The 22,568-nt window shown below is 64.1% G+C and carries 24 protein-coding genes; 12 read left to right on the top strand and 12 right to left on the bottom strand.

Annotation, left to right across the window (positions count from 1 at the left end; all coding sequences use genetic code 11):
• The first annotated feature begins 17 nt into the window (after window positions 1-17).
• Window positions 18-1,004, top strand: a complete 987-nt coding sequence (locus tag AC1DQK_RS00120; RefSeq protein WP_477866139.1) for an adenosine kinase — start codon at window positions 18-20, stop codon at window positions 1,002-1,004.
• Between the two features lie 92 nt (window positions 1,005-1,096).
• Here the strand turns inward: AC1DQK_RS00120 and AC1DQK_RS00115 are convergent, their stop codons facing one another.
• From AC1DQK_RS00115 to AC1DQK_RS00100, 4 genes are all read right to left on the bottom strand, one after another.
• Window positions 1,097-1,525, bottom strand: coding sequence for an ExbD/TolR family protein (locus AC1DQK_RS00115; RefSeq protein WP_477866137.1), 429 nt, complete (start codon window positions 1,523-1,525; stop codon window positions 1,097-1,099).
• A gap of 24 nt (window positions 1,526-1,549) precedes the next feature.
• Complete coding sequence (locus AC1DQK_RS00110) at window positions 1,550-2,032, bottom strand: ExbD/TolR family protein (protein WP_477866947.1); 483 nt, start codon at window positions 2,030-2,032, stop codon at window positions 1,550-1,552.
• A gap of 122 nt (window positions 2,033-2,154) precedes the next feature.
• Window positions 2,155-2,877 carry a MotA/TolQ/ExbB proton channel family protein gene (locus AC1DQK_RS00105; RefSeq protein WP_477866135.1) on the bottom strand — a complete coding sequence of 241 codons (723 nt, stop codon included), beginning with the start codon at window positions 2,875-2,877 and terminating at the stop codon, window positions 2,155-2,157.
• A gap of 81 nt (window positions 2,878-2,958) precedes the next feature.
• Window positions 2,959-3,603 (bottom strand): energy transducer TonB, encoded by a 645-nt coding sequence (locus tag AC1DQK_RS00100; protein WP_477866133.1) that lies wholly within the window; start codon window positions 3,601-3,603, stop codon window positions 2,959-2,961.
• A 246-nt stretch (window positions 3,604-3,849) separates the two neighbouring features.
• Here AC1DQK_RS00100 and AC1DQK_RS00095 point away from each other — a divergent pair, with 246 nt between their 5' ends.
• Window positions 3,850-4,737, top strand: coding sequence for a hypothetical protein (locus AC1DQK_RS00095; protein WP_477866131.1), 888 nt, complete (start codon window positions 3,850-3,852; stop codon window positions 4,735-4,737).
• 38 nt (window positions 4,738-4,775) lie between these two features.
• Here AC1DQK_RS00095 and AC1DQK_RS00090 read toward each other — a convergent pair whose 3' ends face one another.
• Both AC1DQK_RS00090 and AC1DQK_RS00085 read right to left on the bottom strand, forming a co-directional pair.
• Complete coding sequence (locus AC1DQK_RS00090) at window positions 4,776-5,174, bottom strand: dihydroneopterin aldolase (protein WP_477866129.1); 399 nt, start codon at window positions 5,172-5,174, stop codon at window positions 4,776-4,778.
• Entirely contained in the window at window positions 5,174-5,935 is a 762-nt protein-coding gene (locus AC1DQK_RS00085) for an SDR family oxidoreductase (protein WP_477866127.1), read from the bottom strand. Before AC1DQK_RS00085 ends, AC1DQK_RS00090 begins: the two co-directional genes overlap by 1 nt.
• Before the next feature lie 234 nt (window positions 5,936-6,169).
• On the opposite strand from AC1DQK_RS00085, the gene AC1DQK_RS00080 reads away from it, so the two are divergent.
• From AC1DQK_RS00080 to AC1DQK_RS00065, 4 genes are all read left to right on the top strand, one after another.
• Window positions 6,170-6,715: a GNAT family N-acetyltransferase gene (locus AC1DQK_RS00080; RefSeq protein ID WP_477866125.1), complete on the top strand. Its 546-nt coding sequence runs from the start codon at window positions 6,170-6,172 to the stop codon at window positions 6,713-6,715.
• A gap of 75 nt (window positions 6,716-6,790) precedes the next feature.
• Window positions 6,791-7,357, top strand: a complete 567-nt coding sequence (locus AC1DQK_RS00075) for a DUF1285 domain-containing protein (protein WP_477866123.1) — start codon at window positions 6,791-6,793, stop codon at window positions 7,355-7,357.
• The gene (locus AC1DQK_RS00070) at window positions 7,354-7,965 is read left to right on the top strand and encodes a CoA pyrophosphatase (RefSeq protein ID WP_477866121.1); all 612 of its coding nucleotides are present in this window, start codon (window positions 7,354-7,356) and stop codon (window positions 7,963-7,965) included. The genes AC1DQK_RS00075 and AC1DQK_RS00070 overlap by 4 nt, the downstream gene beginning before the upstream one ends.
• A complete protein-coding gene (locus tag AC1DQK_RS00065; RefSeq protein ID WP_477866119.1) occupies window positions 7,962-9,167 on the top strand; it encodes a CCA tRNA nucleotidyltransferase in 1,206 nt (401 codons plus the stop codon). Before AC1DQK_RS00070 ends, AC1DQK_RS00065 begins: the two co-directional genes overlap by 4 nt.
• Here the strand turns inward: AC1DQK_RS00065 and AC1DQK_RS00060 are convergent.
• Both AC1DQK_RS00060 and parC read right to left on the bottom strand, forming a co-directional pair.
• Entirely contained in the window at window positions 9,143-10,927 is a 1,785-nt protein-coding gene (locus tag AC1DQK_RS00060; RefSeq protein WP_477866117.1) for a putative bifunctional diguanylate cyclase/phosphodiesterase, read from the bottom strand. The genes AC1DQK_RS00065 and AC1DQK_RS00060 overlap by 25 nt on opposite strands.
• Window positions 10,928-10,987: 60 nt before the next feature.
• Window positions 10,988-13,237: a DNA topoisomerase IV subunit A gene (parC, locus tag AC1DQK_RS00055; protein WP_477866115.1), complete on the bottom strand. Its 2,250-nt coding sequence runs from the start codon at window positions 13,235-13,237 to the stop codon at window positions 10,988-10,990.
• A gap of 78 nt (window positions 13,238-13,315) precedes the next feature.
• Between parC and AC1DQK_RS00050 the strand changes: the two genes are divergently transcribed.
• On the top strand, window positions 13,316-15,376 hold the full coding sequence (locus AC1DQK_RS00050) for a S46 family peptidase (RefSeq protein ID WP_477866113.1): 2,061 nt from the start codon (window positions 13,316-13,318) through the stop codon (window positions 15,374-15,376).
• Between the two features lie 119 nt (window positions 15,377-15,495).
• Here AC1DQK_RS00050 and phaR read toward each other — a convergent pair whose 3' ends face one another.
• Window positions 15,496-16,062, bottom strand: coding sequence for a polyhydroxyalkanoate synthesis repressor PhaR (gene phaR / locus AC1DQK_RS00045; RefSeq protein ID WP_477866945.1), 567 nt, complete (start codon window positions 16,060-16,062; stop codon window positions 15,496-15,498).
• A 94-nt stretch (window positions 16,063-16,156) separates the two neighbouring features.
• Here phaR and AC1DQK_RS00040 point away from each other — a divergent pair, with 94 nt between their 5' ends.
• The 3 genes from AC1DQK_RS00040 to AC1DQK_RS00030 all read left to right on the top strand — a co-directional run bounded on the left by AC1DQK_RS00040 (window position 16,157) and on the right by AC1DQK_RS00030 (window position 18,903).
• A complete protein-coding gene (locus AC1DQK_RS00040; protein WP_477866111.1) occupies window positions 16,157-17,149 on the top strand; it encodes an alpha/beta fold hydrolase in 993 nt (330 codons plus the stop codon).
• 85 nt (window positions 17,150-17,234) lie between these two features.
• Window positions 17,235-18,407: an acetyl-CoA C-acetyltransferase gene (locus AC1DQK_RS00035; RefSeq protein ID WP_477866109.1), complete on the top strand. Its 1,173-nt coding sequence runs from the start codon at window positions 17,235-17,237 to the stop codon at window positions 18,405-18,407.
• 106 nt (window positions 18,408-18,513) lie between these two features.
• Complete coding sequence (locus AC1DQK_RS00030; protein WP_477866107.1) at window positions 18,514-18,903, top strand: PilZ domain-containing protein; 390 nt, start codon at window positions 18,514-18,516, stop codon at window positions 18,901-18,903.
• Window positions 18,904-18,928: 25 nt separating this feature from the next.
• Here AC1DQK_RS00030 and AC1DQK_RS00025 read toward each other — a convergent pair whose 3' ends face one another.
• Window positions 18,929-19,084, bottom strand: coding sequence for a YdcH family protein (locus tag AC1DQK_RS00025; RefSeq protein ID WP_477866943.1), 156 nt, complete (start codon window positions 19,082-19,084; stop codon window positions 18,929-18,931).
• A 220-nt stretch (window positions 19,085-19,304) separates the two neighbouring features.
• On the opposite strand from AC1DQK_RS00025, the gene AC1DQK_RS00020 reads away from it, so the two are divergent.
• Window positions 19,305-19,502 carry a YdcH family protein gene (locus AC1DQK_RS00020; RefSeq protein ID WP_477866105.1) on the top strand — a complete coding sequence of 66 codons (198 nt, stop codon included), beginning with the start codon at window positions 19,305-19,307 and terminating at the stop codon, window positions 19,500-19,502.
• Between the two features lie 132 nt (window positions 19,503-19,634).
• Here the strand turns inward: AC1DQK_RS00020 and dksA are convergent, their stop codons facing one another.
• Together dksA and AC1DQK_RS00010 are read right to left on the bottom strand one after the other, a co-directional pair.
• On the bottom strand, window positions 19,635-20,096 hold the full coding sequence (gene dksA, locus AC1DQK_RS00015) for an RNA polymerase-binding protein DksA (protein ID WP_477866103.1): 462 nt from the start codon (window positions 20,094-20,096) through the stop codon (window positions 19,635-19,637).
• Between the two features lie 143 nt (window positions 20,097-20,239).
• The gene (locus tag AC1DQK_RS00010; RefSeq protein WP_477866101.1) at window positions 20,240-20,620 is read right to left on the bottom strand and encodes a preprotein translocase subunit YajC; all 381 of its coding nucleotides are present in this window, start codon (window positions 20,618-20,620) and stop codon (window positions 20,240-20,242) included.
• 372 nt (window positions 20,621-20,992) lie between these two features.
• Between AC1DQK_RS00010 and serS the strand changes: the two genes are divergently transcribed.
• Window positions 20,993-22,270 carry a serine--tRNA ligase gene (gene serS / locus AC1DQK_RS00005; protein ID WP_477866099.1) on the top strand — a complete coding sequence of 426 codons (1,278 nt, stop codon included), beginning with the start codon at window positions 20,993-20,995 and terminating at the stop codon, window positions 22,268-22,270.
• Window positions 22,271-22,568 lie beyond the last annotated feature (298 nt).

The raw sequence follows: 22,568 nt of genomic DNA, 5'->3' as shown, positions 1-22,568 counted from the left end.
CAGCGCAGGGGCACATAATGACCGAAGCGACCCTCGACGTCGTCGGGATCGGCAATGCGATCATCGACCTGATCGCCCATGCCGAGGACGATTTCCTCGACCAGCACCAGCTTGCCAAGGGCGGAATGACCCTGATCGACGAGCCCACCGCCGAGCGGCTCTATGCCGCGATGGGCCCGGCCACCCGCGCGTCGGGCGGATCGGCCGGCAACACCATTGCGGGCCTGGGATCCCTAGGCGCGGCCTGCGGCTATATCGGCAAGCTGCGCGACGACGAACTGGGTGCGGCCTACCGGCACGACCTGCTGGCCGGAGGCGTGCGCTTCACGACCGCGATGGCCTCGGACGGGCCCGCCACGGCACGTTGCATCATCTTCGTCACCTCGGATGCCGAGCGGACGATGAACACCTATCTCGGTGCCTGCGTGAACCTGACCGCGGCAGACATCGACGAGGCGCTGGTCGCCTCCGCCAGGATCACCTATCTCGAAGGCTATCTATACGACGAGCCGCACGCGAAGGACGCGTTCCACCGTGCCGCCGACATCGCCCATGACGCGGGCCGGAAGGTGGCGCTCTCGCTGTCGGACGCCTTCTGCGTGATGCGGCATCGCGAGGCGTTCCTCGATCTCGTCGCAAACCGAGTCGACATATTGTTCGCGAATGAGGCGGAGTTGCTGGCGCTGTTCGAAACCGATGACATCGAGGCAGCGCTGGCCGAAGTGAGCGGGATGGTCGATCTTGCAGCGATCACGCTCGGCGCCCAGGGTTCGGTGGTGGTGCGCGGCACCGATCGGATCAGCAGCTCGGCCGCGTCGGTCGCGCGCGTGGTCGACACGACAGGCGCGGGCGACCTCTATGCCGCAGGCTTTCTCTACGGGCTGACCCGGGATCTGCCGCTCGGCGAATGCGCCCGCATCGCCGGCCTGGCGGCGGCCGAGGTGATCTCGCACTTCGGCGCCCGTCCGGAAACACCGCTGCGGGAATATGCCGGACTGGCCTGAGCCGTCACTCGCCGCGTCGGCATCGACAGCATCCAACAAAAAGGGCGGCCCGGAGAGGCCGCCCTTTCCTTGTTCAGACTGTTGCAGCGGCCTTAGAAGGCGCCGCCATAAGCTTCGTTACCGACGAAACCCATCTTCTCGACCTGCGCACGCTTGGTGACGGCCAAGACCTGGTCCACCAGCACATATCGTGCCTGCGCATCGGGTTGCAGATGCAGCTCGGGGATCGGGTTCATCGTCTGCGTGATGTCCAGATATTGCCGAAGCCGGACCAGATCGATCGGGCTGCCATTCCAGAGAATCTCACCGGTCGGCGTGACCACAACCTTGTTCTTCACCGGATCGACCGGTGGAGGATTGCTGTTGTTGTCATTGACCGGCAGATCGAGCTTCACAGCGTGGGTCTGGATCGGGATGGTAATGATGAACATGATCAGCAGCACCAACATCACGTCGATCAACGGCGTGGTGTTGATGTCCATCATAGGCTCGCCTTCGGTCGTACTTGCGGCCATTGCCATGACTAAAACTCCTCGAAAGCGAGATCAGATACGCTCGTGGACCATGCCCGCCGGCGGCTCGGAAATGAAGCCGACGCGGGTGAATCCAGCGCGCTGCATGTTGTACACGGCGCCCCCGATGCAACGATAGGGCGTGTTGATATCACCGCGAATGTGGACCTCAGGCAATTCGAGACCGGGGGCATTGGGACCACCCTGGCGATCGATTTCCTTGCGCAGCTTCACGACGGCACGATCGATCAGTTCCTGAGCGGTCACGGGGGTCTGGCCCCAGTAAACCTGGCAGGCACCGCTCGGGGAAGCGCGCACGGTCAGTGCGACATTTTCCGGCTTGGTCGTCGTGGGCTCGAACACCACATTGGGCAACTTGACGGGAACGGTCTGGATCACGACCGGAACCGTGATCAGAAAGATGATCAGAAGCACCAGCATGACGTCGACGAGCGGCGTCGTGTTGATGTCCGACATCGGGGCGTCGTTTTCGGCGGGGCCCGCACTCATGGCCATCGGCACAAATCCTATCTACTTGGCGGCGTATCGGAGCATCGGCGCGTCGCGCCGTTTCCGGGCCATAACTTCCTCGGGAACGGGGCGGGCGCAGCGTGCGCCCGCCGCCGTCCGTCCGCCGATTACTTCTTGACGGCAGGCGCCGGAGCAGCCGCCTTCGTGGCGGGCTTCACCGCACCGGCCGACACCATGTAGCCATGGAGATCGGTCGAGAAGGCCGCCAGTTGCTCTGCAACCACCTTGTTGCGGCGGATCAGCCAGTTGTAGCCGAGGACGGCCGGAACGGCCACGGCGAGACCGAGCGCGGTCATGATCAGAGCCTCACCGACCGGACCGGCGACGGCGTCGATCGAAGCCTGACCGGCAGCACCAATCTTGATGAGCGCACGGTAAATACCGATAACGGTACCGAACAGGCCAATGAACGGCGAGGTCGAACCGACCGTCGCGAGAACCGCGAGGCCATTGCCGAGCTTCGAGTTTACCAGTGCCTGGCTGCGGCTGAGCGAACCGGTCAGCCATTCATGCTGATCGACCGGGTCGGTCAGCTTGGTGTGTTGGTCCTGCGCGATCAGGCCGTCGTCGACGATCTGGCGATAGGCCGAGTTCTTCTCGAGCTTAGCCTGGCCGTCGCGCAGGCTGGGCGCGGTCCAGAAGGTGGCGCGGGCGCGCTTGCCCTGGTTCAGGATCTTCTGCTGCTCGAGCAGCTTCGTAAACATGATGTACCAGGACGCCGCCGACATCACGACGAGGATGATGAAAACCGTCCATGCAATCGTACCGCCCTGCTCGAGAGCGGCCATGAGGCCATAGGGGTTGGAACCTGCGGCTGCGGGAGTAGCCATAAACTGAATTTCCTTCTCTGAAACTGTCTCTGCAATGGGTGTCAGGCGGAGCCGGTCGCGAGGACCCGCTCCGCCGGAAGGTCAATCCTTCGGAATTCTCCAGGTGAACCGACCATTGTACACGCTCGTGGTCGGGTTGCCCGACGAGTCCTTGCCCGGATTGAACCGCCCACGCCGCTGGAGCAGCGTGCAGGACGTCTGATCGAGCCGCGGGAAGCCGCTGCTGGACGTGACCGTACATCCGGTAACCTTGCCGTCGACGCCGACATCGAGCCTATAGGCCACCGTGCCCTCTTCGTTCGCGCGCAGCGAAGCCGAAGGATAGTCATCAGTGGACATCAGGGACTGGAAGTTCCCCTTCGGCGTTGCACGCACGGGCGCGATGGTCGGCGGAGCCGGCGGCGCAGTTGCGTGGATTACCGGCGGCGGAGCGACCGGAACATTCACGATAGTCGGAGCGACCGGCGCCTGCACCTGAACGATCGGCGGCGGCGCCACGACGGGCGGCGGCTCGATCTTCGTTTCAGGGGGCGGGGGCGGCGGCTTATCCGGGGGCGGAGGAGCCTCTTCATCAACGTCAAAGGTTTTCAGGTCGCGAGCCACCTTCTTGACGACGTTATACGCAAGCCCGGTGACGAACGCGTACCCGATGATCGCATGAAGCAGAATCACCAGCGCGATCGACACCGCCTTGCGGGTGCTCATCGATTGATCAGCATAAGCCATTAAGGAACGACACTCCCTCCAATCCATAAGCCTGCAAAAGGCCGGAAATTCACCAACGGCGATCCATTGGTGCCCGGCCCCTACCCGCCACAACTTGATTTGATATTTAGCGGAGGTGTGTCCTTATCGCGACAGTTCGCCCGACGCAATAAGCGAAACGCCATGGAGCTTGGTTTTCGGGCATTCCTCCCCCACTGCTTCGCCGCTATTGAGAGGGGTGAACATGCGGAAACGAGGATCGCACTGATGGATCTGCTGGATGACCGCCGCCGCCGGACCAGTTTTGGCATGGCCTTTGCTTTAGCGACTGCTTGCGTGGCGCTTCCAATCATGCCGGCAGTGGCACAGCCAAGCGCGTCGGCATCGCCTTTCCGCCCCGTAAATACGGGCCTTTCCTACGTTGACCTGGCCGATCTGGCATTGACGGCGCCGATTGTGGCAGGTGTTTCAGTGGTCAAATCGGAGCGACTGAAAGGCGCCTTGGCGCCCGGACTGGCTGCCGGTCGAGCCCGATTTCTTGTTCAGGCGACCACGATGATTCTTCTCCGGGGCGTCGATGGTATGCCCGGCACGGTCAGTTATATCGTCGATGTACCGCTCGATGCCGGAGGCAGGCCCCCAAAGTTGAAGAAAGGCCGGTTCATCCTGTTCGCAGACCGCGTTCCCGGGCGCCCCCTCGAGCTCCGGCTCACTTCGCCTTATTCACAGCTCGACTGGACGCAAACATACGAATCGCGGCTTAGAGCGATCCTGACGGAGGCAATTTCACCCGCTGCGCCGCCGATCGTCACAGGGATCGGAAGCGCCTTCCACGTACCCGGTGCGATTCCCGGCGAAAGCGAATCTCAAATTTTTCTCACCACCCGGGACAACCGGCCGATCTCGTTGTCGATCCTGCGGCGCCCGGCGGAGCAGCCGCAATGGGCGGTAGCGCTAGGTGAAATGGTCGATGACAGCGCCCGCGCGCCGGCCAAGGACAGCCTGCTGTGGTATCGGCTCGCCTGCTTCCTGCCTTCGCGCCTTCCCGATACGAGTGTTGCAGCGCTGTCGGAAGGAGACGCCGCGGCAGTCCGCGAGGACTATGGCTTCGTGCGGGAGCAGCTCGGCACCTGCGACCGAACCATCGGAAAATGATGAGCTACTCCCTCTGCGCTGCTGCATGTTCGGGAGAATCAGAAGGAGCTCAGCTCCACTCCCACCGCCCTGCAGTCGGGGTATACATCCGGCTTGCTTGTCGCGATCCGCAGGCCCCGAACTCCTGCGCGCGCCGCGACCAGCGCATAAATTTCGCGAACGAGCGTTTCCTGCAGGTTGTAACGTCGGCCCTCCACGAGCCGCAGAATCTCCGATCGGAGGAAGTCGTAATCCCAGGCAGCGGCGACATCGTCGACCGCAGCAAAACTGTCGTCGTCCAGCCATAGCTCCACGGTAACGAACACGCGCTGCGGGTTGCCGACTTCGAAATCGTGAAAGCCGATATCCACCGGCACCGCCAAATCGCGCAATATGATCCGCCGTGTACGCGGCAACAGGTGTTCGGGCACGAGGCCGTCGAGCGAGGCAATATCCATCAGAGCTCCATGAACTGGACGTCGCGTGGCAGGCCCAGGAAGCGCTGCCCCCCGTCGAGCGTGATCGTTTGTCCAGTGATCGTCGGCACCGCGATCAGGAATCGCAGAGCGGCGACGATCTCGCCGACCTCCACGCCTCGCCCAAGCGCATTCATGCTATGAACCATTTCGAAATTTTCCCGGCTTTGCGGACCGGAGACGAGCGTGACTGCCGGTGCGATGGCATTCACCCGTATGCCTCGACCGGCCAGGCTGCGGGCCAGCAATTCGCTGAAGCCGGCGAATGCCATCTTCGAAACGGTGTAGGAGAAGAAGTCGGGGTTCGGCTGGGATAGCTTCGCATCCAGCATGTTGACGATCAGTCCGCCCGCACCTGCCGGCACGACTGCGGCGAATGCCCGCGACAGCAGAGCCGGTCCGCGCACGTTGGCGGCCATATGCATGTCCCAGTTCTCGATCGAGAAATCGTCCAGCGCATCATAGACGAAGGCCGACGCGCTGTTCACCAGCAGGGCGGGCGGCGGCATGCCTTCCAGCGCTGCTATGACGCGCTCGGCCCCGTCGGCCGCGGCAAGGTCAGCCTGAACGGTCCGCGCTCCGGGCAAACTGGCGGCGAGCGCCTGCGCCTCTGCCTCCGAGTCGCGGTAATGGATCAAGATGTCCCAGCGGTCCGCGAAGAGCGCCTTGGCGATTTCCGCACCGATCCGCCTTGCAGCACCGGTGACGATCGCGGTCCTGCGGGGGCCGAACTCGGGTGTCATGGTGGCATTCGATAGGCGCTGCCCGAAAATCGGGCAAGCCGAACGACCATGATATGATCCGGCTTCGAAGCGCCCGCTCTCCCGGGCTTATCCACAAGCTATCCACAGAAGATGGGGAAAACACGATCTCACCGGAACGGCGGCCTGCTTCTGCCGGGCCGCGATCACCGTTATTGCGGCGGCCGGCTTTGGACCTTAAACGCCGCCCCTGTCAGACCCAGGATCCCGGCTACATTGATCAAGCTCGTACCCATTGCGTCGGTTAGCACCTCCGATATCGACGCCCTGCTCGACCTCGCCTTCGGCCCCGGGCGCCGGCAGCGCACTGCCTACCGCCTGCGCGACGCCGCCGAGCCGATCCCGGAACTCAGCTTCGCGGCGATCGAGGATGGCGTGCTGACGGGATTGATCCAGTGCTGGCCTGTGCAACTGACCGAGAGCAATGGCGACGTAACGCCACTGACCCTGGTAGGGCCCGTCGCGGTTCATCCCGACCGCCAGCGCGACGGGATCGGGCGCAAGCTGGTCGAAGCGGCTCTTGCCCGTGCAGACGCCGACGATCGCGAGCCGATGATGCTGATCGGCGACGCGATCTATTATGACCGGTTCTTCGGCTTCTCCGCGCGTCACACGCGGGGTTGGACGCTGCCGGGTCCAGTCGATCGCGATCGGCTGCTGGCACGGCTGCGCCCGGGCCAGACCGTGCCCAGCCACGCGGCCCTCGGCCCTCGGTATGGGCCAGTGCCCGGTTTGCAGAAAACCGCGAGAACCGCGCAATAGGCCGCCTCCGGAACGCCATCGCCGGTTGCGATCGCCCCCTTGTGCAGGGCTGCGATTGACGGCACATCGCCCAACATGCCCGAGAGCCATCCACCACCCGATCTGGCCGGCCTGTCGCTGAGCGACATCGCCGCACTTGGCGCGGAAAACCGTCTGCCGCCGGTGGACCGCTGGCACCCCGCTCATTGCGGCGACAGCCACATGCGAATCGCAAGCGATGGCACCTGGTTCCACGAAGGCTCGCCGATCGGCCGGCCCGCGATGGTGCGCCTGTTCTCGACGATATTGCGGCGTGAACCGGATGATAGCTACGTGCTGGTCACGCCCGCCGAGAAGCTGTCGATCCTCGTCGATGACGCACCCTTCGTCGCCGTGGAGATGAAGGCCGAGGGAGCCGGTCCCGATCGCCGGCTGGCGTTCCGGCTGAACACCGGGGATCTTGTCATCGCCGACGCCGAGCACCCGCTTCGAGTGGTCGAACGCTCGGATGGGCCGCATCCCTATGTCCGGGTACGAAAAGGCCTCGATGCCCTGATCGCCCGTCCCGTCTATTATGAGCTGGCCAACATTGCGTTGGACGAGAGCAGCGAGCCGGTGGGCATCTGGAGCGCAGGCGAGTTTTTCGTTCTGGAGGCGCAGTGAGCAGTCTCGCCGATCGGCTGCGCTACAGCCTGGCCGCCCACCCGGAGCGCGACGGCCATGCTCCGGGCTGGATCGGGGAGCAGGTACAGGATCTCTCATCTCTGTCGCACGCTGCCGTGCTGGTACCGATCATCGATGCCCCGCAGCCGCGCGTGCTGATGACCGTGCGCGATGCCGGGCTGCGTGCGCATGCGGGGCAGGTCGCTTTTCCGGGCGGACGAATCGATCCGAACGACGAAGGCCCGATAGCGGCGGCGCTGCGCGAAGCTTGGGAAGAGGTGGGCCTCCCCCCCGAGCAGGTTGAGATCGTCGGCACCACCCGATCGCATGTGACAAGGACAGGCTACCTCATAACGCCGGTGATAGCCGTAATCCCGGAAGGCCTGGAGCTGCGGCCACATGAAGCAGAGGTGGCCGGGCTGTTCGAAGTGCCGCTGGACATTCTGCTCGCGGAGGCAAGTCATCTGCGAAAATCGACCGTCTTCAACGGTATCGAACACCATTATTACGAGATCGATTGGCCGCACGAACGAATCTGGGGTGTCACGGCCGGCCTGATCGTGGACTTCGCGCCACGGCTGCGCGCTGCGATCGGCTCGCCGTCATGACATCGCTGCCGGATGCGGCATGGCGGCGCAATGCGGGGCTGGACGCCCTCATAGCAGCGATGGGTGGCGACGAAGCGCTAGTCCGCTTTGTCGGCGGCGCCGTGCGGGACACGTTGCTGGGCCTGCCAGTCAAGGACATCGATTGCGCGACCCGGCTCCTCCCGGAGGAAAGCATGCGTCGAATTGCCGCCGCGGGGTTCAAGCCGATCCCGACCGGCATAGCCCATGGCACGGTCACCGCCCTCCTGCCCTCCGGACCCGTCGAGGTGACGACGCTGCGCCGCGACGTCGCCACCGACGGACGTCGCGCGACCGTGGCCTTCACCGACGAATGGCGCGAAGACGCCGCGCGACGCGACTTCACGATCAACGCGCTCTCGGCGGACCCGCAGACCGGTACGGTCTACGATTATTTCGGTGGCCTCGACGATCTCGCCAAGCGACTAGTCCGCTTCATCGGCGATCCCCTGCAAAGGATCGCCGAGGATCATCTCCGTATCCTGCGGCTGTTTCGCTTCCATGAGCGCTTCGGTGCCGGCGACCCCGATCCCGCAGCATTGGCCGCTTGCATCGCCCGCGCCAACGACCTGATGGCGCTTTCCCGTGAACGCATTGCCGACGAGTTGCTCAAGTTGCTCGGCGGCGAAAATCCCGCCCCTACGGTCCGGCTGATGGTCGACAATGGAATTCTCAGGCCGATCGTCCCGGAGGTCGATCGGCAAGGCGTGGACCGGCTGACCCGATTGACCGCGCGCGAGCTGGCGGCGGGCGTGGCCGGCGATCCGTTGCGGCGATTGGGGGCGCTACTGCCGCAGGATGCCGTGATCGCCTCGTCGATCGCCCGCCGGCTCAAGCTCTCGAAGACTGCCGCGCGGCGCCTCGAGCAGGCTGTGTCGGACGACGGTACCACGCCAGGCAACCTCGCCTACCGGTTCGGCCCCGAAGTCGCGAGCGACATCCTGCTGCGCAGCGATCGTGATCTGGACGAGCTCGGCCTGGATCAGCTGCGCGGCTGGGTGCGACCCCGCCTTCCGATCGGCGGCGGCGATCTCATCGCGATGGGGTTGCGCGCCGGTCCAGGTGTCGCGGCGACGCTGCAAGCGATCGAACGGCGCTGGATGGCAGAGCAATTTCCCGACAATGCGCGCGTCGCGGCTATCGCCGCCGAGGAAGTCCGTCAGGCCCTGCGGGCGGAGAGATAGGCATAGGCATCGTCGGCCTTGAGCGGCCGCGCAAAATAATAGCCTTGTGCCACGTCGCAGCCCAGCCCGATCAGCGTCTCGACCAGTTCCTGGGTTTCGACACCTTCCGCCGTGGTGGTCATGCCGAGCGCGGACGCGAGGCCCAGTACGGCGCGCACGATAGCCACAGAGTCGCGATCGTGCAGCATCGGCGCGATGAAGCTGCGATCGATCTTGAGCACGTCGATCGGCAGCTTCTGAAGATAGGCGAGGCTCGAATAGCCCGTGCCGAAATCGTCCATCGCGATCAACACGTCGAGGTCATGGATCGCGCGAAGAATATTGGCGATGCGATCCGGATCACCGACGATGCAGCTTTCGGTCAGCTCGATTTTCAGCCGGTTGCCAGCGACTCCGCTCTCCATCAGCGCAGCATTGATTGCTGCAACGACATCGTCGCGGTGGAACTGCACCGCGGAGACGTTCACCGCCATGTGGACAGCCAGCGGGGCGCCCGCCTTCCGGTCCCATTCGGCGAGCGCACGGGTCGCCGCGCGTAGCGCCCAGCGGCCAAGCGGAACGATCAGCCCCGACTCTTCGGCCACCGGAATGAACTCGGACGGCGAGATCCAACCCTTTTCGGGGTGGTCCCACCGCGCTAGAGCCTCGAACCCTATGACCTGGCTGCTGTGAAGGTCGATCAGCGGCTGATACGCCAGCTGGAGCTGATCACGCTCGATCGCGCGGCGCAATTCGGTTTCCAGGCTGAAGCGCTGGCGTGCCGCCGTGCTGTCGCAAGCCTGATAGATCTCGGCACGGCCAGAATGCTTGGCTCGCTTCATCGCGAACTGGGCGTTGCGGATCAGGTCCTCGACCGTTTCGATCGTCGTGGACATCATCGCAACGCCGACCGCGCAGTCGATCTTGATCTCGAGATCGCCGAGGCGGATCGGAGTCGAGAGACACGCCATCATGCGGCGGGCCGCGCGCATCGCCTCAGACGAATCGTCAGCCACGCTGAGCAATACCGCAAACTCATCACCGGCCAGACGCGCCAGCAGGTCGCCTGCGCGAAGTGCGGAGATCAGCCTGCGCGCGACGGTGATGATCAGTTCATCTCCTGCGAGCGAACCGACACCCTCATTGACCCGGCTGAAGCGAGTGAGGTCGATCAGCAGCACCGCGAACTGACGACCTTCGGCCTCGAAGTTCGCCATCGAATGCTCGACATGCTCGGCAAATGCTGCCCTATTGGGAAGCCCCGTCAGGCTGTCGCGCATCATCTGCGAACGCAGCGACCGCTCCCCTTCGACCTGCTGGGTGCGATCGATCAGCGATATGATGCAGCGGGGAACAGGTGATTCGCCGACCGACAGCCGCGACAGCCGAACCGCGAAATGACGGCCGCTGATTCCGTCGCCTTCCTGCATGTCGAGCGACCGGTCGCGCTCGTCCGAATGGAGGAAGGCGGCAAGTTCGGCCATGAGCGGCAAGGCGATGCCGGCGCAGAGATCGAGCGCCGCATCAGCTTCCGGCAATCCCCCACGGCGTTGCGAAAGCTGCAGAAATGCGACGTTTCTTGCAAGGATCAAAGGTTTTTTGTCGACCAGACCGATCAGTGCGATGGCGATCGGGAGCGTATCGATGAACTCCTGCTGCGCGGCTGTCCGCGGCGTAGCGAGCAGTTCCTGCAGCGCCACGGGCAGCATGTGCGAAGACAATGGCGAGCGGTCTTCGATCCGCTCGGGAGTCTTGATGATCTCGGTTTTGGCCGCCCGCATGGTCTGACCGCATTAGCAGCGCAGGGTTAACGCACTCTTTCGAAAGGCTTAGAAGCAGTCTCAGCCGAAACGATTGTCTCGGGGAAATCCTATGGGCGGCATTCGCCCAGCAGCACCACGCGCCGCGCGCCACGGGGTGAGATCGCTTTCGCTCCGCGTCCGCCCGCTGTCACCACCCATTGTCCAGCTCAGTCCGGCGTCCAGTTTGAAGCTGATCGCATCGGAAAGCCCGCCATCCTTGTAGCGCTGGATGGTCACGCCCTGGCCACGCGACATGCGTGGCAGTTCGGCCAAGGGAAATACGACCATCTTGCGATTGTCGCCGATCGCGGCGACATAATCGTCAGCTTGGCCGATCTGGTGGATCACCTTGAGGCGCCCGCCCTCACGCAGGTTGACGACCTGTTTGCCCTTGCGGGTTTCGGCGGTGACGTCGGCCATGTCCACGACGAAGCCCTTGCCCTCGGCCGAGGCGAGCAGCAACTCGACCCCGGGCTTTGCCACCAGCAGTGCCGCGATCCGCCCATCGGCCTCCACGTCGGCGAACAGGCGCACCGGTTCTCCGAAACCGCGGCCACCCGGCAACCTGTCGGCAGGCAGCGTGTAAAAGCGGCCCTGGTCGGTAGCGAGCAGGATACGATCGGTAGTCTGCGCCCGGACCGCATAGGCCGGACCGTCACCCTCCTTGAACTTCACCGCTGCAAGCGCGGCATCATCGACATGGCCCTTCATCGCCCGAATCCAGCCGCGCTGCGACAGGATCACCGTCACCGGTTCACGCTCGACCATCGCCTCGAGCGGGATTTCGCGCGCCGGCCCCGCTTCCGACAGAGTCGTCCTACGCACGCCCAGCGGGGTGTCGGGCCCATAGCGGTCGCGCAACGCGATCAGGTCGCGCTTCATCCGGGTCCGCTGGCGCGCGGGGCTCTCGATAAGCGCCTCCAGCCCCTTGCCCTCGGCATCGAGCGTGTCGCGCTCCTTCTTGATCTCATATTCCTCGAGCCGTCGCAGGCTGCGCAGCCGCATGTTCAGGATCGCCTCGGCCTGGCGATCGCTTAGCCCGAATTCGGCGATCATCACCGGCTTGGGCTCGTCCTCCTCGCGGATGATCTGGATCACGCGATCGAGGTTGAGATAGGCGACGAGATAGCCGTCTAGCAGCTCTATCCGATCGGCGATCTTCGCAAGCCGATGCCTGGACCGGCGAACCAGCACGTCGAACTGGTGCTTGAGCCACGCAGCAAGCGCCGCCTTGAGACTCATCACGCCCGGCGTGCGATTCTCATCCAGCACGTTGAGGTTCAGCGGGACGCGCACCTCCAAGTCGGTGAGCCGGAACAGGCTTTCCATCAACATACCGGCATCGACAGTGCGACTGCGCGGCTCGAGGATGATGCGGATATTCTCGTCGCTCTCGTCACGAACGTCTGCCAGGATCGGCAGTTTCTTGTCGTTGATGAGTTCAGCAATCTGCTCGATCAACTTCGACTTCTGAACCTGGAAAGGGATCTGCTGGACGACGAGGTGCCATCCACCGCCCTTCTCGTCGACCTTCTCGATCAGCGCGCGAACGCGGAATGCGCCGCGCCCGCTAGCATAGGCGTCGGCGATCGACGCAGCGCTGTCGACCAGCACGCCACCGGTCGGGAAGTCCGGGCCCTGCACGAACTGCATCAACTCGGCCGTCTCGGCCTCGGGCTTGTCGATCAGATGCACCGCGGCATCGACGAGCTCGGCGACGTTGTGCGGCGGGATTGACGTGGCCATGCCGACCGCGATCCCGCTGGCGCCATTGGCGAGCAGGTTGGGAAACAGGCCCGGGAAGATCTCCGGCTCTTCCTCCTCGCCATTATAGGTCGGGCGAAAATCGACGGTGCCTTCATCGAGGCCGGCCATCAGCTCGCCGGCCGCCGCTGTCAGCCGCGCCTCGGTGTAGCGCATCGCCGCGGCATTATCCCCGTCGACATTGCCAAAATTGCCCTGCCCGTCGACCAGCGGATAGCGCAGCGAGAAAGTCTGGGCGAGGCGGACCATCGCGTCGTAGACCGACTGGTCGCCGTGCGGATGATATTTGCCGATCACGTCGCCAACGACGCGGGCGCATTTCTTGTAGCCTGACGCGGGATCGAGCCGCAGCAGCCGCATCGCCCAGAGCAGCCGGCGATGGACCGGTTTCAGCCCATCGCGAACATCCGGCAGCGAACGCGCGGTGATCGTCGACAGCGCATAAACGAGATAGCGATCGGATAGGGCACTATCGAAAGGAGTGTTGCGGATGCTGTCGTCGGGCAACTCGGCGAGATCGGTCATGGCTGGGTATTAGGGTGGGCTTGGCAATCGGACAAGGACGTGACGATAAGGAGCACATCGATATCACGGAGCAACTCCATGCGTCATAGCCTGCTTGCGGCCACCGCCATCATCGCCCTCTCCCCCTTCGCCGCGCATGCCGACGAAGGCATGTGGACCTTCGATGCCTTTCCCGCCGCGAAAGTGAAGTCGGCCTATGGCACCGCGCCGGATCAGGCGTGGCTCGATCGGGTCCGGCAATCGGCGGTGCGGCTGACCGGCGGATGCTCGGCCTCGGTGGTCTCGCTGCAGGGGCTGGTGCTTACCAACAACCATTGCGTCGTGGATTGCGCCCAGGCGCTGTCGACGGCGGGCAACGACCTGATGAAGAACGGCTTCGTCGCCGCCGACAAGCCCAAGGAGCTGAAATGCCCGGGCCAGCAGGCGGAGATTGTGACGTCGATCAGCGATGTTACCCCCGAAGTCCAGAACGCGATCGGCACGTCCAGCGGCGCGGAGTTCACCAAGGCGCGCGACGCCGCGATCTCGACGATCGAAAAACAGAGCTGCACCGATGCGGCGCGCGAGCGCTGCCAGGTCGTAACCCTGTTCGGCGGCGGGCAGTACAAGCTTTACCGCTACCGCAAATATTCCGATGTGCGGCTGGTCTATGCGCCGGAATTCCAGGCAGCCTTCTTCGGCGGCGATCCCGATAATTTCAACTTCCCGCGCTACGATGTCGATGCCGCGTTCCTGCGCCTGTACGAGAATGGCAAGCCGGTAGCGACCAAGGCGCATCTGACGTGGAACGCGCAGGCGCCCAAGGCCGGCGAGCTGACCTATGTCGTCGGCAATCCGGGCAGCACGCAGCGGCTCTACACCCAGGCGCAGATGGCTTTCCAGCGCGACACCGCCCTCCCCGCGACCGAGCTGCTGCTGTCCGAGCTGCGTGGTCGGCTGATCAGCGCGATGGCGACCGACGACGAAAAGGCGCGCACCGGATCGGACCAGCTGTTCGGCTTCGAAAACAGCTACAAGGCCTATTATGGTCAATGGCAGGCGCTGCTGGATAGCGGCTTCTCGGGAAAGCTCGCGGCCAGCGAACAGGCATTGCGCGCGAAGGTCGGCACCGATCCCGCACTGAACGCCAAGGTCGGCGATCCTTGGAGCGAGGTCGCCAACGCTGTCGCCGCCTATCGCACCTTCTACGACGATTATACCTGGCTCGAACGCCGGGCCACCATCTCGGACCTTCTCTACGACGCGCGCCGCATCGTCCGAGCGGCACAGGAACGCGCCAAGCCCAATGCGGACCGGCTGCCGGAATATGGCGACGCACGCCTTCCGCTGCTGGAAAAGGAACTGATCGACGAGCGCCCCTTCTATCCCTGGCTCGAAGAGCTCGAGATCGGAACATGGCTATCCAAGGCGCGCGAGCACCTGACGGTCGACGCTCCAGCGGTCAAGCGGCTGCTCGGCAAGGAATCTCCCGAGGCGCTGGCCAAGCGGCTGGTATCGGGCACCAAGCTGGCCGATCCGGCGGTGCGCAAGGCGTTGCTCGATGGTGGACTGGCGGCGGTACAGGCCTCGGACGACCCGTTGATCAGGTTCGTCCTCGCAACCGATGCCGATGCTCGCGCCGTGCTGCAGCGCTACCGCGCCGAATATGACGCGCCGGTCACGGCGGCGCAGTCGCGGCTCTCGCTCGCCCGCTTCGCGGCCTATGGCGATGCCATCTATCCCGATGCGACCTTCACGCTGCGGATCAGCTATGGTTCGGTGCAGGGCTGGACCTACCAGGGCCAGACGGTACCCGATCGCACGGTCTTCGGGGGTCTTTACGAACGGGCGACTGGGTCAGTGCCGTTCGACCTTCCGCCAAAATGGGCGGCGGCCGAAAGCAGGATCGACAAGATGCGCGTCATCAACTTCGTCACCACCAACGACATCATCGGAGGGAATTCCGGCTCGCCGGTGATCGCGGCGGATGGCTCGGTGATCGGGGCTGCCTTCGACGGCAACATCCATTCGCTGGGGGGCGCCTATGGCTATGATGCCAGCGTCAACCGCACGGTCGTGGTCTCGACCGGCGCAGTCCAGGAAGCGCTCACCAAAGTCTATCCTGCGCCGGCGCTGCTGAAGGAACTGCGCGGACACTGATCGCCCGCCTCCGTCGGGCGGGCTAGCGCAGCGGCCGGGCCTCGCGGGCAGCGACCGGCTGCTCTCTGCCGATGTCATCCCTGTCGCGGTGCAGCCCCGCCCGCCTGGGGTGGCTGCCGCTATTTGAGCCTGTCGATCTGTTCCTGCATGGCCGCGAGCTGGGCCTTGAGCTGCTCCACCTCATTGCGCGGCTGCGTGGGCGGCGGCGTGCCGGGGGCCGTCGCGGCGCCAGCGGCACCACCCTTCGGCTTGAACGCGCTCGCGGCCGCTTCGAACATCTCCATGTTACGCTTGGCGATCTCGGCGAAAGGACCGCCGGCAAACGCGCCTTCCATCGCCTGGCGGAACTGGGTCTGGTTACGGCGGAACGCGTCCATCGATGCTTCGAGATATTGCGGCACCATCGATTGCATGGAGTCGCCATAGAGCGAGATCAGTTGACGCAGAAAACTGACGGGCAGCATCGTCTGGCCGCGGGTTTCTTCTTCCATGATGATCTGGGTCAGGACATTATGGGTAATGTCCTCTTCGGTCTTGGCATCGATTACCTTGAAATCGCGCCCCTCGCGTGTCATCGCGGCGAGATGATCGAGCGTAATGTAGCTCGAAGTTTCCGTATTATATAGGCGGCGGTTGGCGTATTTCTTGATGATGACCGTACCTGAACCGTCCGATGATTTCGCCATGATACCCCACCTGCCAACCAAATCCACGTGCAGCATAGCATCGAATCATGCCGCGCTGCAACACAGGCCGCGCCCGCTTCCGCTGTTCCTCGACATGTTGCGCAACGAAACCGCGGGCGACGTGACGAGAATGCGCAGGGCCTTGGCCGGGCTGAAGTCGTACCAGACCGCCCCGCGGACGCCGCGGACGGCCGCGCCTACCATTATCGGCCGGATAGGCCGGGTCTCGCTGCGCAGCTTTGGCGCACAAGGACGGCCCGTGCTGTTCGTTCCCTCCCTGATCAATGGTTCGGATATCCTTGATCTGACCACGGAAAACTCGATGATGCGCGGGCTCGCGGGCTGCGGCCTGAACCCCGTGCTGCTTGACTGGGGCTGTCCCGATGCTGACGAACGGGATCTCGATGTAGGCGGGCATGTCGAACGCTATGTCCTGCCTGCGCTCGACATGATCGGCGATGACGCCGCCCTGGCGGGATATTGCCTCGGCGGAACGATGAGCATCGCCGCTGCCGTGCTCAGGCCACCAAAGGCGCTCGTCCTTATTGCGGCGCCTTGGGATTTCTGTGGTTTCCCTTCGCAGACGCGAAACGACCTGCAGCAATTGTGGGCGGCCGCCGAACCTGTCGCCCGCGCCTTAGGCCTGTTCCCCGCTGAGATCCTGCAGCAAATTTTCTGGCGGATCGATCCGGCCCGCACCGTCGCCAAATTCGAGAATTTCGCCGACAAGGACCCTTCAAGCGCGGAGGGGCAGAATTATGTGGCGGTCGAAGACTGGGCCAATGACGGCCCGCCCATGTCGCTCGCCGCGGGCCGCGAATTGATGGAAGACCTGATGGTGAAGAACGTCAGCGGCCGCGGCCTGTGGCGGATCGGCGGCCGCATCATCAATCCCGCTGCGCTCGATGTGCCGGTGCTCAACATCGCCTCCACCACCGATCGGATTACGCCGGCGGAAAGCGCCTGGGCCGGCGGCGAACGGGTCGCCCTGGCGGAGGGACATGTGGGAATGATCGTGGGCCGCAAGGCCCCCGATTCGCTGTGGAGCCGTTTGGTCACATGGCTTTCGCAGGTGCAAAAATCCTGATAGGAGACGCGCGGATTATTCAGTGCGACAGGCACCTTTGGTTCATGCCGGCCATTCGCACATGCACAAATGAGAGGAGCGACTAATGAGCGATATCGTCATCACGGGTGCTAAGCGCACTGCAGTCGGCAGCTTCCTCGGTGCATTCGCGACGATGCCGGCCCACGAACTCGGCCGTGTCGCAATCCAGGCAGCGCTTGCGCAAGCCGGCGTCGAGGGAATCGATGTCCAGGAAGCCATCCTGGGTCAGGTGCTGACGGCCGGTCAGGGTCAGAATCCGGCACGGCAAGCGGCGATGAACGCCGGCATCCCCAAGGAGGCAACCGCATTCGGCATAAACCAGGTCTGTGGATCGGGCCTCCGTGCCGTTGCGCTCGCGGCCCAGTCGATCCGCTGCGGCGATGCGCGGGTGGTGGTCGCTGGCGGCCAGGAGAGCATGTCGCGATCCGCCCACGCGCAGAATCTTCGCGCCGGGACGAAGCTGGGCAACAGCTCGCTGGTCGACACGATGGTCCATGACGGCCTGACGGACGTGTTCAACGGCTATCATATGGGCATAACAGCAGAGAACCTGGCCGAGAAATATCAGATCAGCCGTGCCGAACAGGATGAGTTCTCGTTGGGCAGCCAGAACAAGGCCGAAGCCGCGCAGGCAGCAGGGCGGTTCAATGACGAAATCGCCGGCGTCGCAGTGAAAAGCCGTAAAGGCGAGACGATCGTCGACCGCGACGAGTATATCCGGCTCGGCGCGACCATAGACGCCATGTCGGGCCTCAAGCCCGCCTTCAAGAAGGACGGCACCGTCACCGCAGCCAATGCCAGTGGCCTCAATGACGGCGCCGCCGCGCTGGTATTGATGACCGCCGAAGATGCGGCGGCGCGCGGTAGCCCCGTGCTCGGGCGGATCGCGAGCTGGGCTACCTGCGGCGTGGATCCGTCGGTCATGGGCATCGGCCCTGCACCCGCGTCGAAGCTCGCGCTGGAAAAGGCGGGATGGAAGCTGTCGGACCTCGACCTGATCGAGGCCAATGAGGCGTTCGCGGCCCAGGCGCTCGCCGTTGGCAAGGAACTCGGCTGGAACAGCGATATCGTCAACGTCAACGGCGGGGCGATTGCGATCGGCCATCCGATCGGCGCCTCGGGCGCACGGGTGCTGACGACGCTCCTCTACGAAATGGCACGGCGGGATGCGAAGAAAGGCCTCGTCACGCTATGCATCGGCGGCGGCATGGGCATCGCCATGTGCATCGAGCGGTAGGCTGCAGCCGGCACGGAAAGGTAATCGGGGGCTAGCGGCCCTGTTTAACTCGCCGTCAATCAATCGGGTGTCTAATCCCGCGGTCTGTTACAACCGAGGGAAATTCATGTCCGACGCCATCGAACAGGACGGCGCCCTGCCCGGCAAGCGGACGCGGCAGCGCGATTCACTGCTGCTGATGGGGACAATCAAGGCGGCGGGCGACTATGCGCGCCAGACGCAATCGATTCGAGTGCGCAATCTGTCGTCGACCGGGCTGATGGCGGACGCGCAGGTGAATTACGACCTTGGCGCGAGCGTCGAGGTCGGCCTGCGCGGTGTCGGCATCGTCTCGGGAGAGATCGTCTGGGTACGTGGCGGGCGAATCGGCATTACCTTCGCCGAAGCCATCGATCCGAAAAAAGCGCGCCGACCCACCGCCGCTGCCCCGGACGAGCATCTGCGCAAGATCGTCGATATCGGGAAGGTCCGCCGGCCTGGATTGAGGATCGACTGACCCTCAATCCCCGAGCTGGCGTTGTTCAGAGGCGGGCAAGCGCCTCTTTAATTCGGAGTTTCTGCTTCTTCAGCTCGCTGATGAGCACGGTATCGGGCGCTGGCCGTCGCGACTCCGCCGCGATACGGGCTTCAATGCCGGCGTGCTTGGCGAGCATTGCGGAAGAATGGGTAGTCAACATCAAGACTGTCTCCTTTCATCTCCGACTGGGCTCTCCAATAAAACATGATTCCGAGCGGCTGTCTCGTCCAAAAAAAAGCCTCGTCCGAACTTGAACACGACTGGCCGCGGCACGCGCGAATCCTGGTTCCGCAGCGGCGCGTCGGCTTTCGACGGGCTTGAGCGCAGCCCCGCTATACCGCTAGAATCATTTCGCTTGGTATGGGTTTGGAGCGAGTCGATTGGACAGTGAAGTCATTGCGCGACGAATCGAAATCCTCAAGCAGGAGCATGGCGACCTCGACGCCGCGATCGAGGCGCTGCTGGCCGCCCCAGCGATCGATCAGCTCCAGATCGCCCGTATCAAGAAGCGCAAGCTGCGGCTGAAGGACGAGATCGCTTTGCTCGAGGACATGCTGATCCCGGATATCATCGCCTGAATCGTCGCAACGCGCTGCGGCAGGTCGATTTGGGGACGTCAGTGGCCTGCCCGGAAGTCCGCAGCCCGGATATCGACTCGCAATGGAAGCCCTCGCCGCCAGAATTTGGCGGGTGAACAACAGGCGAGGGGTTCACTCCTCGCGGCTGACCTTTTCGTTGCGCTCGTGGCGCTCTTGCGCCTCGACCGTCATGGTAGCGATTGGACGGGCTTCGAGACGGCCGAGGGAAATGGGTTCCCCGGTCACTTCGCAATAGCCATATTCGCCCTCTTCGATACGCCGTAGCGCAGCCTCGATCTTCGAGATGAGCTTGCGCTGGCGATCACGGGTGCGGAGCTCGATCGACCAGTCGGTTTCACTCGACGCACGGTCGGTAAGATCGGGCTCCCGCAGCGAATCGACCTGGAGTTGCTGAAGCGTGCCAGCCGATTCCTTGAGGATCGAATCCTTCCAGCCGAGCAGCTTGGTCTTGAAATACGCCAACTGGCGGTCATTCATGAAAGGTTCGTCGGGTGAAGGCCTGTAACCGTCGAGATCTGCAGCCACGTTCACGGGTTCCCGACCATTATACACGTCACTCAGCGACGATGCCATGCGACTCTCCGCCCTATCGTTCGGCTACAGCCCGGCTCCTTAGCCGTCACGGTTGCCGCCCGCGGGCCTATAGACAGCGCCACGCCCGCACACAAGCGCGGAGCTATGTGCGGGCGTCGAATTTTCAGGGCTGTCAGTCGCGATCACCCGGCCGGAGAGCCTGCTCCTTTCGCGGCCGCTTCAAGCTGAGCCTGGGTCATGCCGATCACTGCGCCCTTCGGGCCGGCGGCGATCGCGCTCTTGGGCAGCTTGGCCTTAGCGTTCGGCGTGGCGACAGTCACCAGATCACCTTCGACAGCCTCGATCGTGCCGACCGCGCCGCCATTCTGATCGGTCACGACGGTGCCCGGCTTCAAGGAAGCCAAAAACTGCTGCTGCTGGCTTGCCACCGCGCCCTGCGCGGCTGCCTCCAGTTCGACTTTGGTCATGCCGAGCAGCAAGCCTTTGTCACCCTTGGCAAAGGATGAGGTCGGGACGCTCGCCTTCACCGTGCCGGTATCGATTACCGCGATGTCGCCGTTCACCGAGGCGATCGTACCAACCGCACCGCCATTGGCATCGGTTACCGCTGCTCCAGTCGTCACGGTAGCCGCGGCGGCAGGCGCTGCACTCGTTGCCTGTGCCAAGACCGGCGCAGCCGCGCCCGCAAGCAATGCCGCAGCCAGAAAAGCCGTTCGTAATGTCACATCCATACTCCTTATGTGATTCGAGAGACACATATGCAAAGTGACGCGACACGCGAGGATAGGTTCCCTCCCGTTTCGATTAAATGCGCTGCAAGCAGGCCGGAGTGCGACTCGCTGTCGCGAGGCCATGCAACATCGACCCGCCTTGTCGCTTTCGGTTCCGCTCCCGTGGCGGTTGCGCGGATATTGCTTCGAGGCCATAGGGCGGCAATGCATGATATCCGCCTGATCCGCGACGACCCCACCAGCTTCGACGCAGCTCTCGCCCGCCGTGGCGCGGCGCCAGCCTCGGGCGCGCTGCTGGCGCTCGACGAGCGCCGCCGCGCCATCGCCACGGCGTTGCAGTCGGCCCAGGGTCGCCGCAACGAAGCATCGAAGGCGATCGGCCAGGCCAAGGCCCAGAAGGATGAGGCAACCGCGTCGGCGCTGATGGCCGAGGTCGCCATCCTCAAGGAGAAGATGCCCGCTCTCGAGGCCGAGGGCAGCGAGGTCGAGCAGGCGCTCAACGCTGCGCTGGCGGCCATCCCCAACCTGCCCGCCGACGGCATTCCGGAAGGAAGCGACGAGGACGGCAATGTCGAGCAGCACCGTTGGGGAATCCCGCCCAGCTTCGACTTCGCTGCGCGCGAGCATCCCGACTTCGCCGGACCACTCGGACTCGATTTCGAAGCCGCCGCGCTGATCTCGGGCGCGCGCTTCGCCGTTCTCAAAGGCGGCATGGCGCGGCTGCAGCGCGCGTTGGGCGCGTTCATGCTCGATTGCCAGACCGCCCGCGGCTTCACCGAAGTCATCCCCCCGCTGCTGGTGCGCGACGAGGCGATGTTCGGCACCGGGCAGCTTCCCAAATTCGCAGAAGACCTGTTCCAGACAACCGATGGCCGCTGGCTCATTCCCACCGCCGAAGTGAGCCTCACCAACATGGTGCGCGAGCAGATCCTCGGCGAGGCGGAACTGCCGCTCAAACTCACCGCTCTGACCCAGTGCTTCCGCTCCGAAGCAGGCGCGGCAGGACGCGATACGCGCGGGCTGATCCGCCAGCATCAGTTCGAAAAGGTCGAGCTGGTGGCGATCGCGGCCCCCGAGCAGTCGGAAGCGATCCATGAGGAGATGACCAAGGCGGCCGAGGCGATCCTGGAAGCACTGGAGCTTCCCTATCGCCGAATGTTGCTGTGCACCGGCGACATGGGCTTTACGGCGCGCAAGACCTTCGATCTGGAGGTCTGGCTGCCGGGACAGGCGCGTTACCGCGAGATCAGCAGCATCTCGAATTGCGGCGACTTCCAGGCACGGCGGATGAACGCCCGCTACCGGCCCTCGGGTGAAGCGAAGGGAACCCGCTTCGTGCATACGCTCAACGGCTCGGGGCTGGCGGTCGGCCGCACGCTGGTCGCGGTGCTGGAAAATTATCAGCAGGCGGACGGATCGGTACGGATACCCAAGGTGCTGCAGCCCTATATGGCCGGAATTACGGAGCTGCGGCCGGCATAAGGCTATCGCTGGCGGTCGGTTTTCCGGTCGCGATCCTGATCCACCATGCTTTTTGTGACGGCAGCGGCGCGGCGGGGTGGCAAGCCGGTCCAAGGCTGCTAACAGGTCGGCATGGCATTGCTGAACCGTTGCTCGACCACGTCTGCGCTGATTGCGCTGATGCTCACATCGGCCTGTATTCCAGCCCCTGATCGTCCGGCCCCGCCAGCACCCCCGCCGCGCGAGCAGCGCCCGACGCCGCCGGCCAGCCCGCCGCCTGCCGCGGCGCCGGTCGAGCCGCCGCCGGTGGCCCCTGGCC

This window comes from Rhizorhabdus sp. P4_G5 (assembly GCF_056401065.1).
This window is presented reverse-complemented; position numbering and strand designations above follow the sequence as displayed.

What these genes read in the sequence shown, in the direction of transcription:
- AC1DQK_RS00030 (WP_477866107.1), top strand. Translation starts at nt 18,514, where the DNA reads ATGTCCGACGCCATCGAACAGGACGGCGCCCTGCCCGGCAAGCGGACG.
- serS (WP_477866099.1), top strand. Translation starts at nt 20,993, where the DNA reads ATGCATGATATCCGCCTGATCCGCGACGACCCCACCAGCTTCGACGCA.
- AC1DQK_RS00060 (WP_477866117.1), bottom strand. Translation starts at nt 10,927, where the DNA reads ATGCGGGCGGCCAAAACCGAGATCATCAAGACTCCCGAGCGGATCGAA.
- AC1DQK_RS00115 (WP_477866137.1), bottom strand. Translation starts at nt 1,525, where the DNA reads ATGGCAATGGCCGCAAGTACGACCGAAGGCGAGCCTATGATGGACATC.
- phaR (WP_477866945.1), bottom strand. Translation starts at nt 16,062, where the DNA reads ATGGCGAAATCATCGGACGGTTCAGGTACGGTCATCATCAAGAAATAC.
- AC1DQK_RS00100 (WP_477866133.1), bottom strand. Translation starts at nt 3,603, where the DNA reads ATGGCTTATGCTGATCAATCGATGAGCACCCGCAAGGCGGTGTCGATC.
- AC1DQK_RS00120 (WP_477866139.1), top strand. Translation starts at nt 18, where the DNA reads ATGACCGAAGCGACCCTCGACGTCGTCGGGATCGGCAATGCGATCATC.
- AC1DQK_RS00090 (WP_477866129.1), bottom strand. Translation starts at nt 5,174, where the DNA reads ATGGATATTGCCTCGCTCGACGGCCTCGTGCCCGAACACCTGTTGCCG.
- AC1DQK_RS00040 (WP_477866111.1), top strand. Translation starts at nt 16,157, where the DNA reads ATGTTGCGCAACGAAACCGCGGGCGACGTGACGAGAATGCGCAGGGCC.
- AC1DQK_RS00095 (WP_477866131.1), top strand. Translation starts at nt 3,850, where the DNA reads ATGGATCTGCTGGATGACCGCCGCCGCCGGACCAGTTTTGGCATGGCC.
- AC1DQK_RS00065 (WP_477866119.1), top strand. Translation starts at nt 7,962, where the DNA reads ATGACATCGCTGCCGGATGCGGCATGGCGGCGCAATGCGGGGCTGGAC.
- AC1DQK_RS00085 (WP_477866127.1), bottom strand. Translation starts at nt 5,935, where the DNA reads ATGACACCCGAGTTCGGCCCCCGCAGGACCGCGATCGTCACCGGTGCT.
- dksA (WP_477866103.1), bottom strand. Translation starts at nt 20,096, where the DNA reads ATGGCATCGTCGCTGAGTGACGTGTATAATGGTCGGGAACCCGTGAAC.
- AC1DQK_RS00035 (WP_477866109.1), top strand. Translation starts at nt 17,235, where the DNA reads ATGAGCGATATCGTCATCACGGGTGCTAAGCGCACTGCAGTCGGCAGC.
- AC1DQK_RS00110 (WP_477866947.1), bottom strand. Translation starts at nt 2,032, where the DNA reads ATGGCCATGAGTGCGGGCCCCGCCGAAAACGACGCCCCGATGTCGGAC.
- parC (WP_477866115.1), bottom strand. Translation starts at nt 13,237, where the DNA reads ATGACCGATCTCGCCGAGTTGCCCGACGACAGCATCCGCAACACTCCT.
- AC1DQK_RS00025 (WP_477866943.1), bottom strand. Translation starts at nt 19,084, where the DNA reads ATGTTGACTACCCATTCTTCCGCAATGCTCGCCAAGCACGCCGGCATT.
- AC1DQK_RS00050 (WP_477866113.1), top strand. Translation starts at nt 13,316, where the DNA reads ATGCGTCATAGCCTGCTTGCGGCCACCGCCATCATCGCCCTCTCCCCC.
- AC1DQK_RS00075 (WP_477866123.1), top strand. Translation starts at nt 6,791, where the DNA reads ATGCCCGAGAGCCATCCACCACCCGATCTGGCCGGCCTGTCGCTGAGC.
- AC1DQK_RS00105 (WP_477866135.1), bottom strand. Translation starts at nt 2,877, where the DNA reads ATGGCTACTCCCGCAGCCGCAGGTTCCAACCCCTATGGCCTCATGGCC.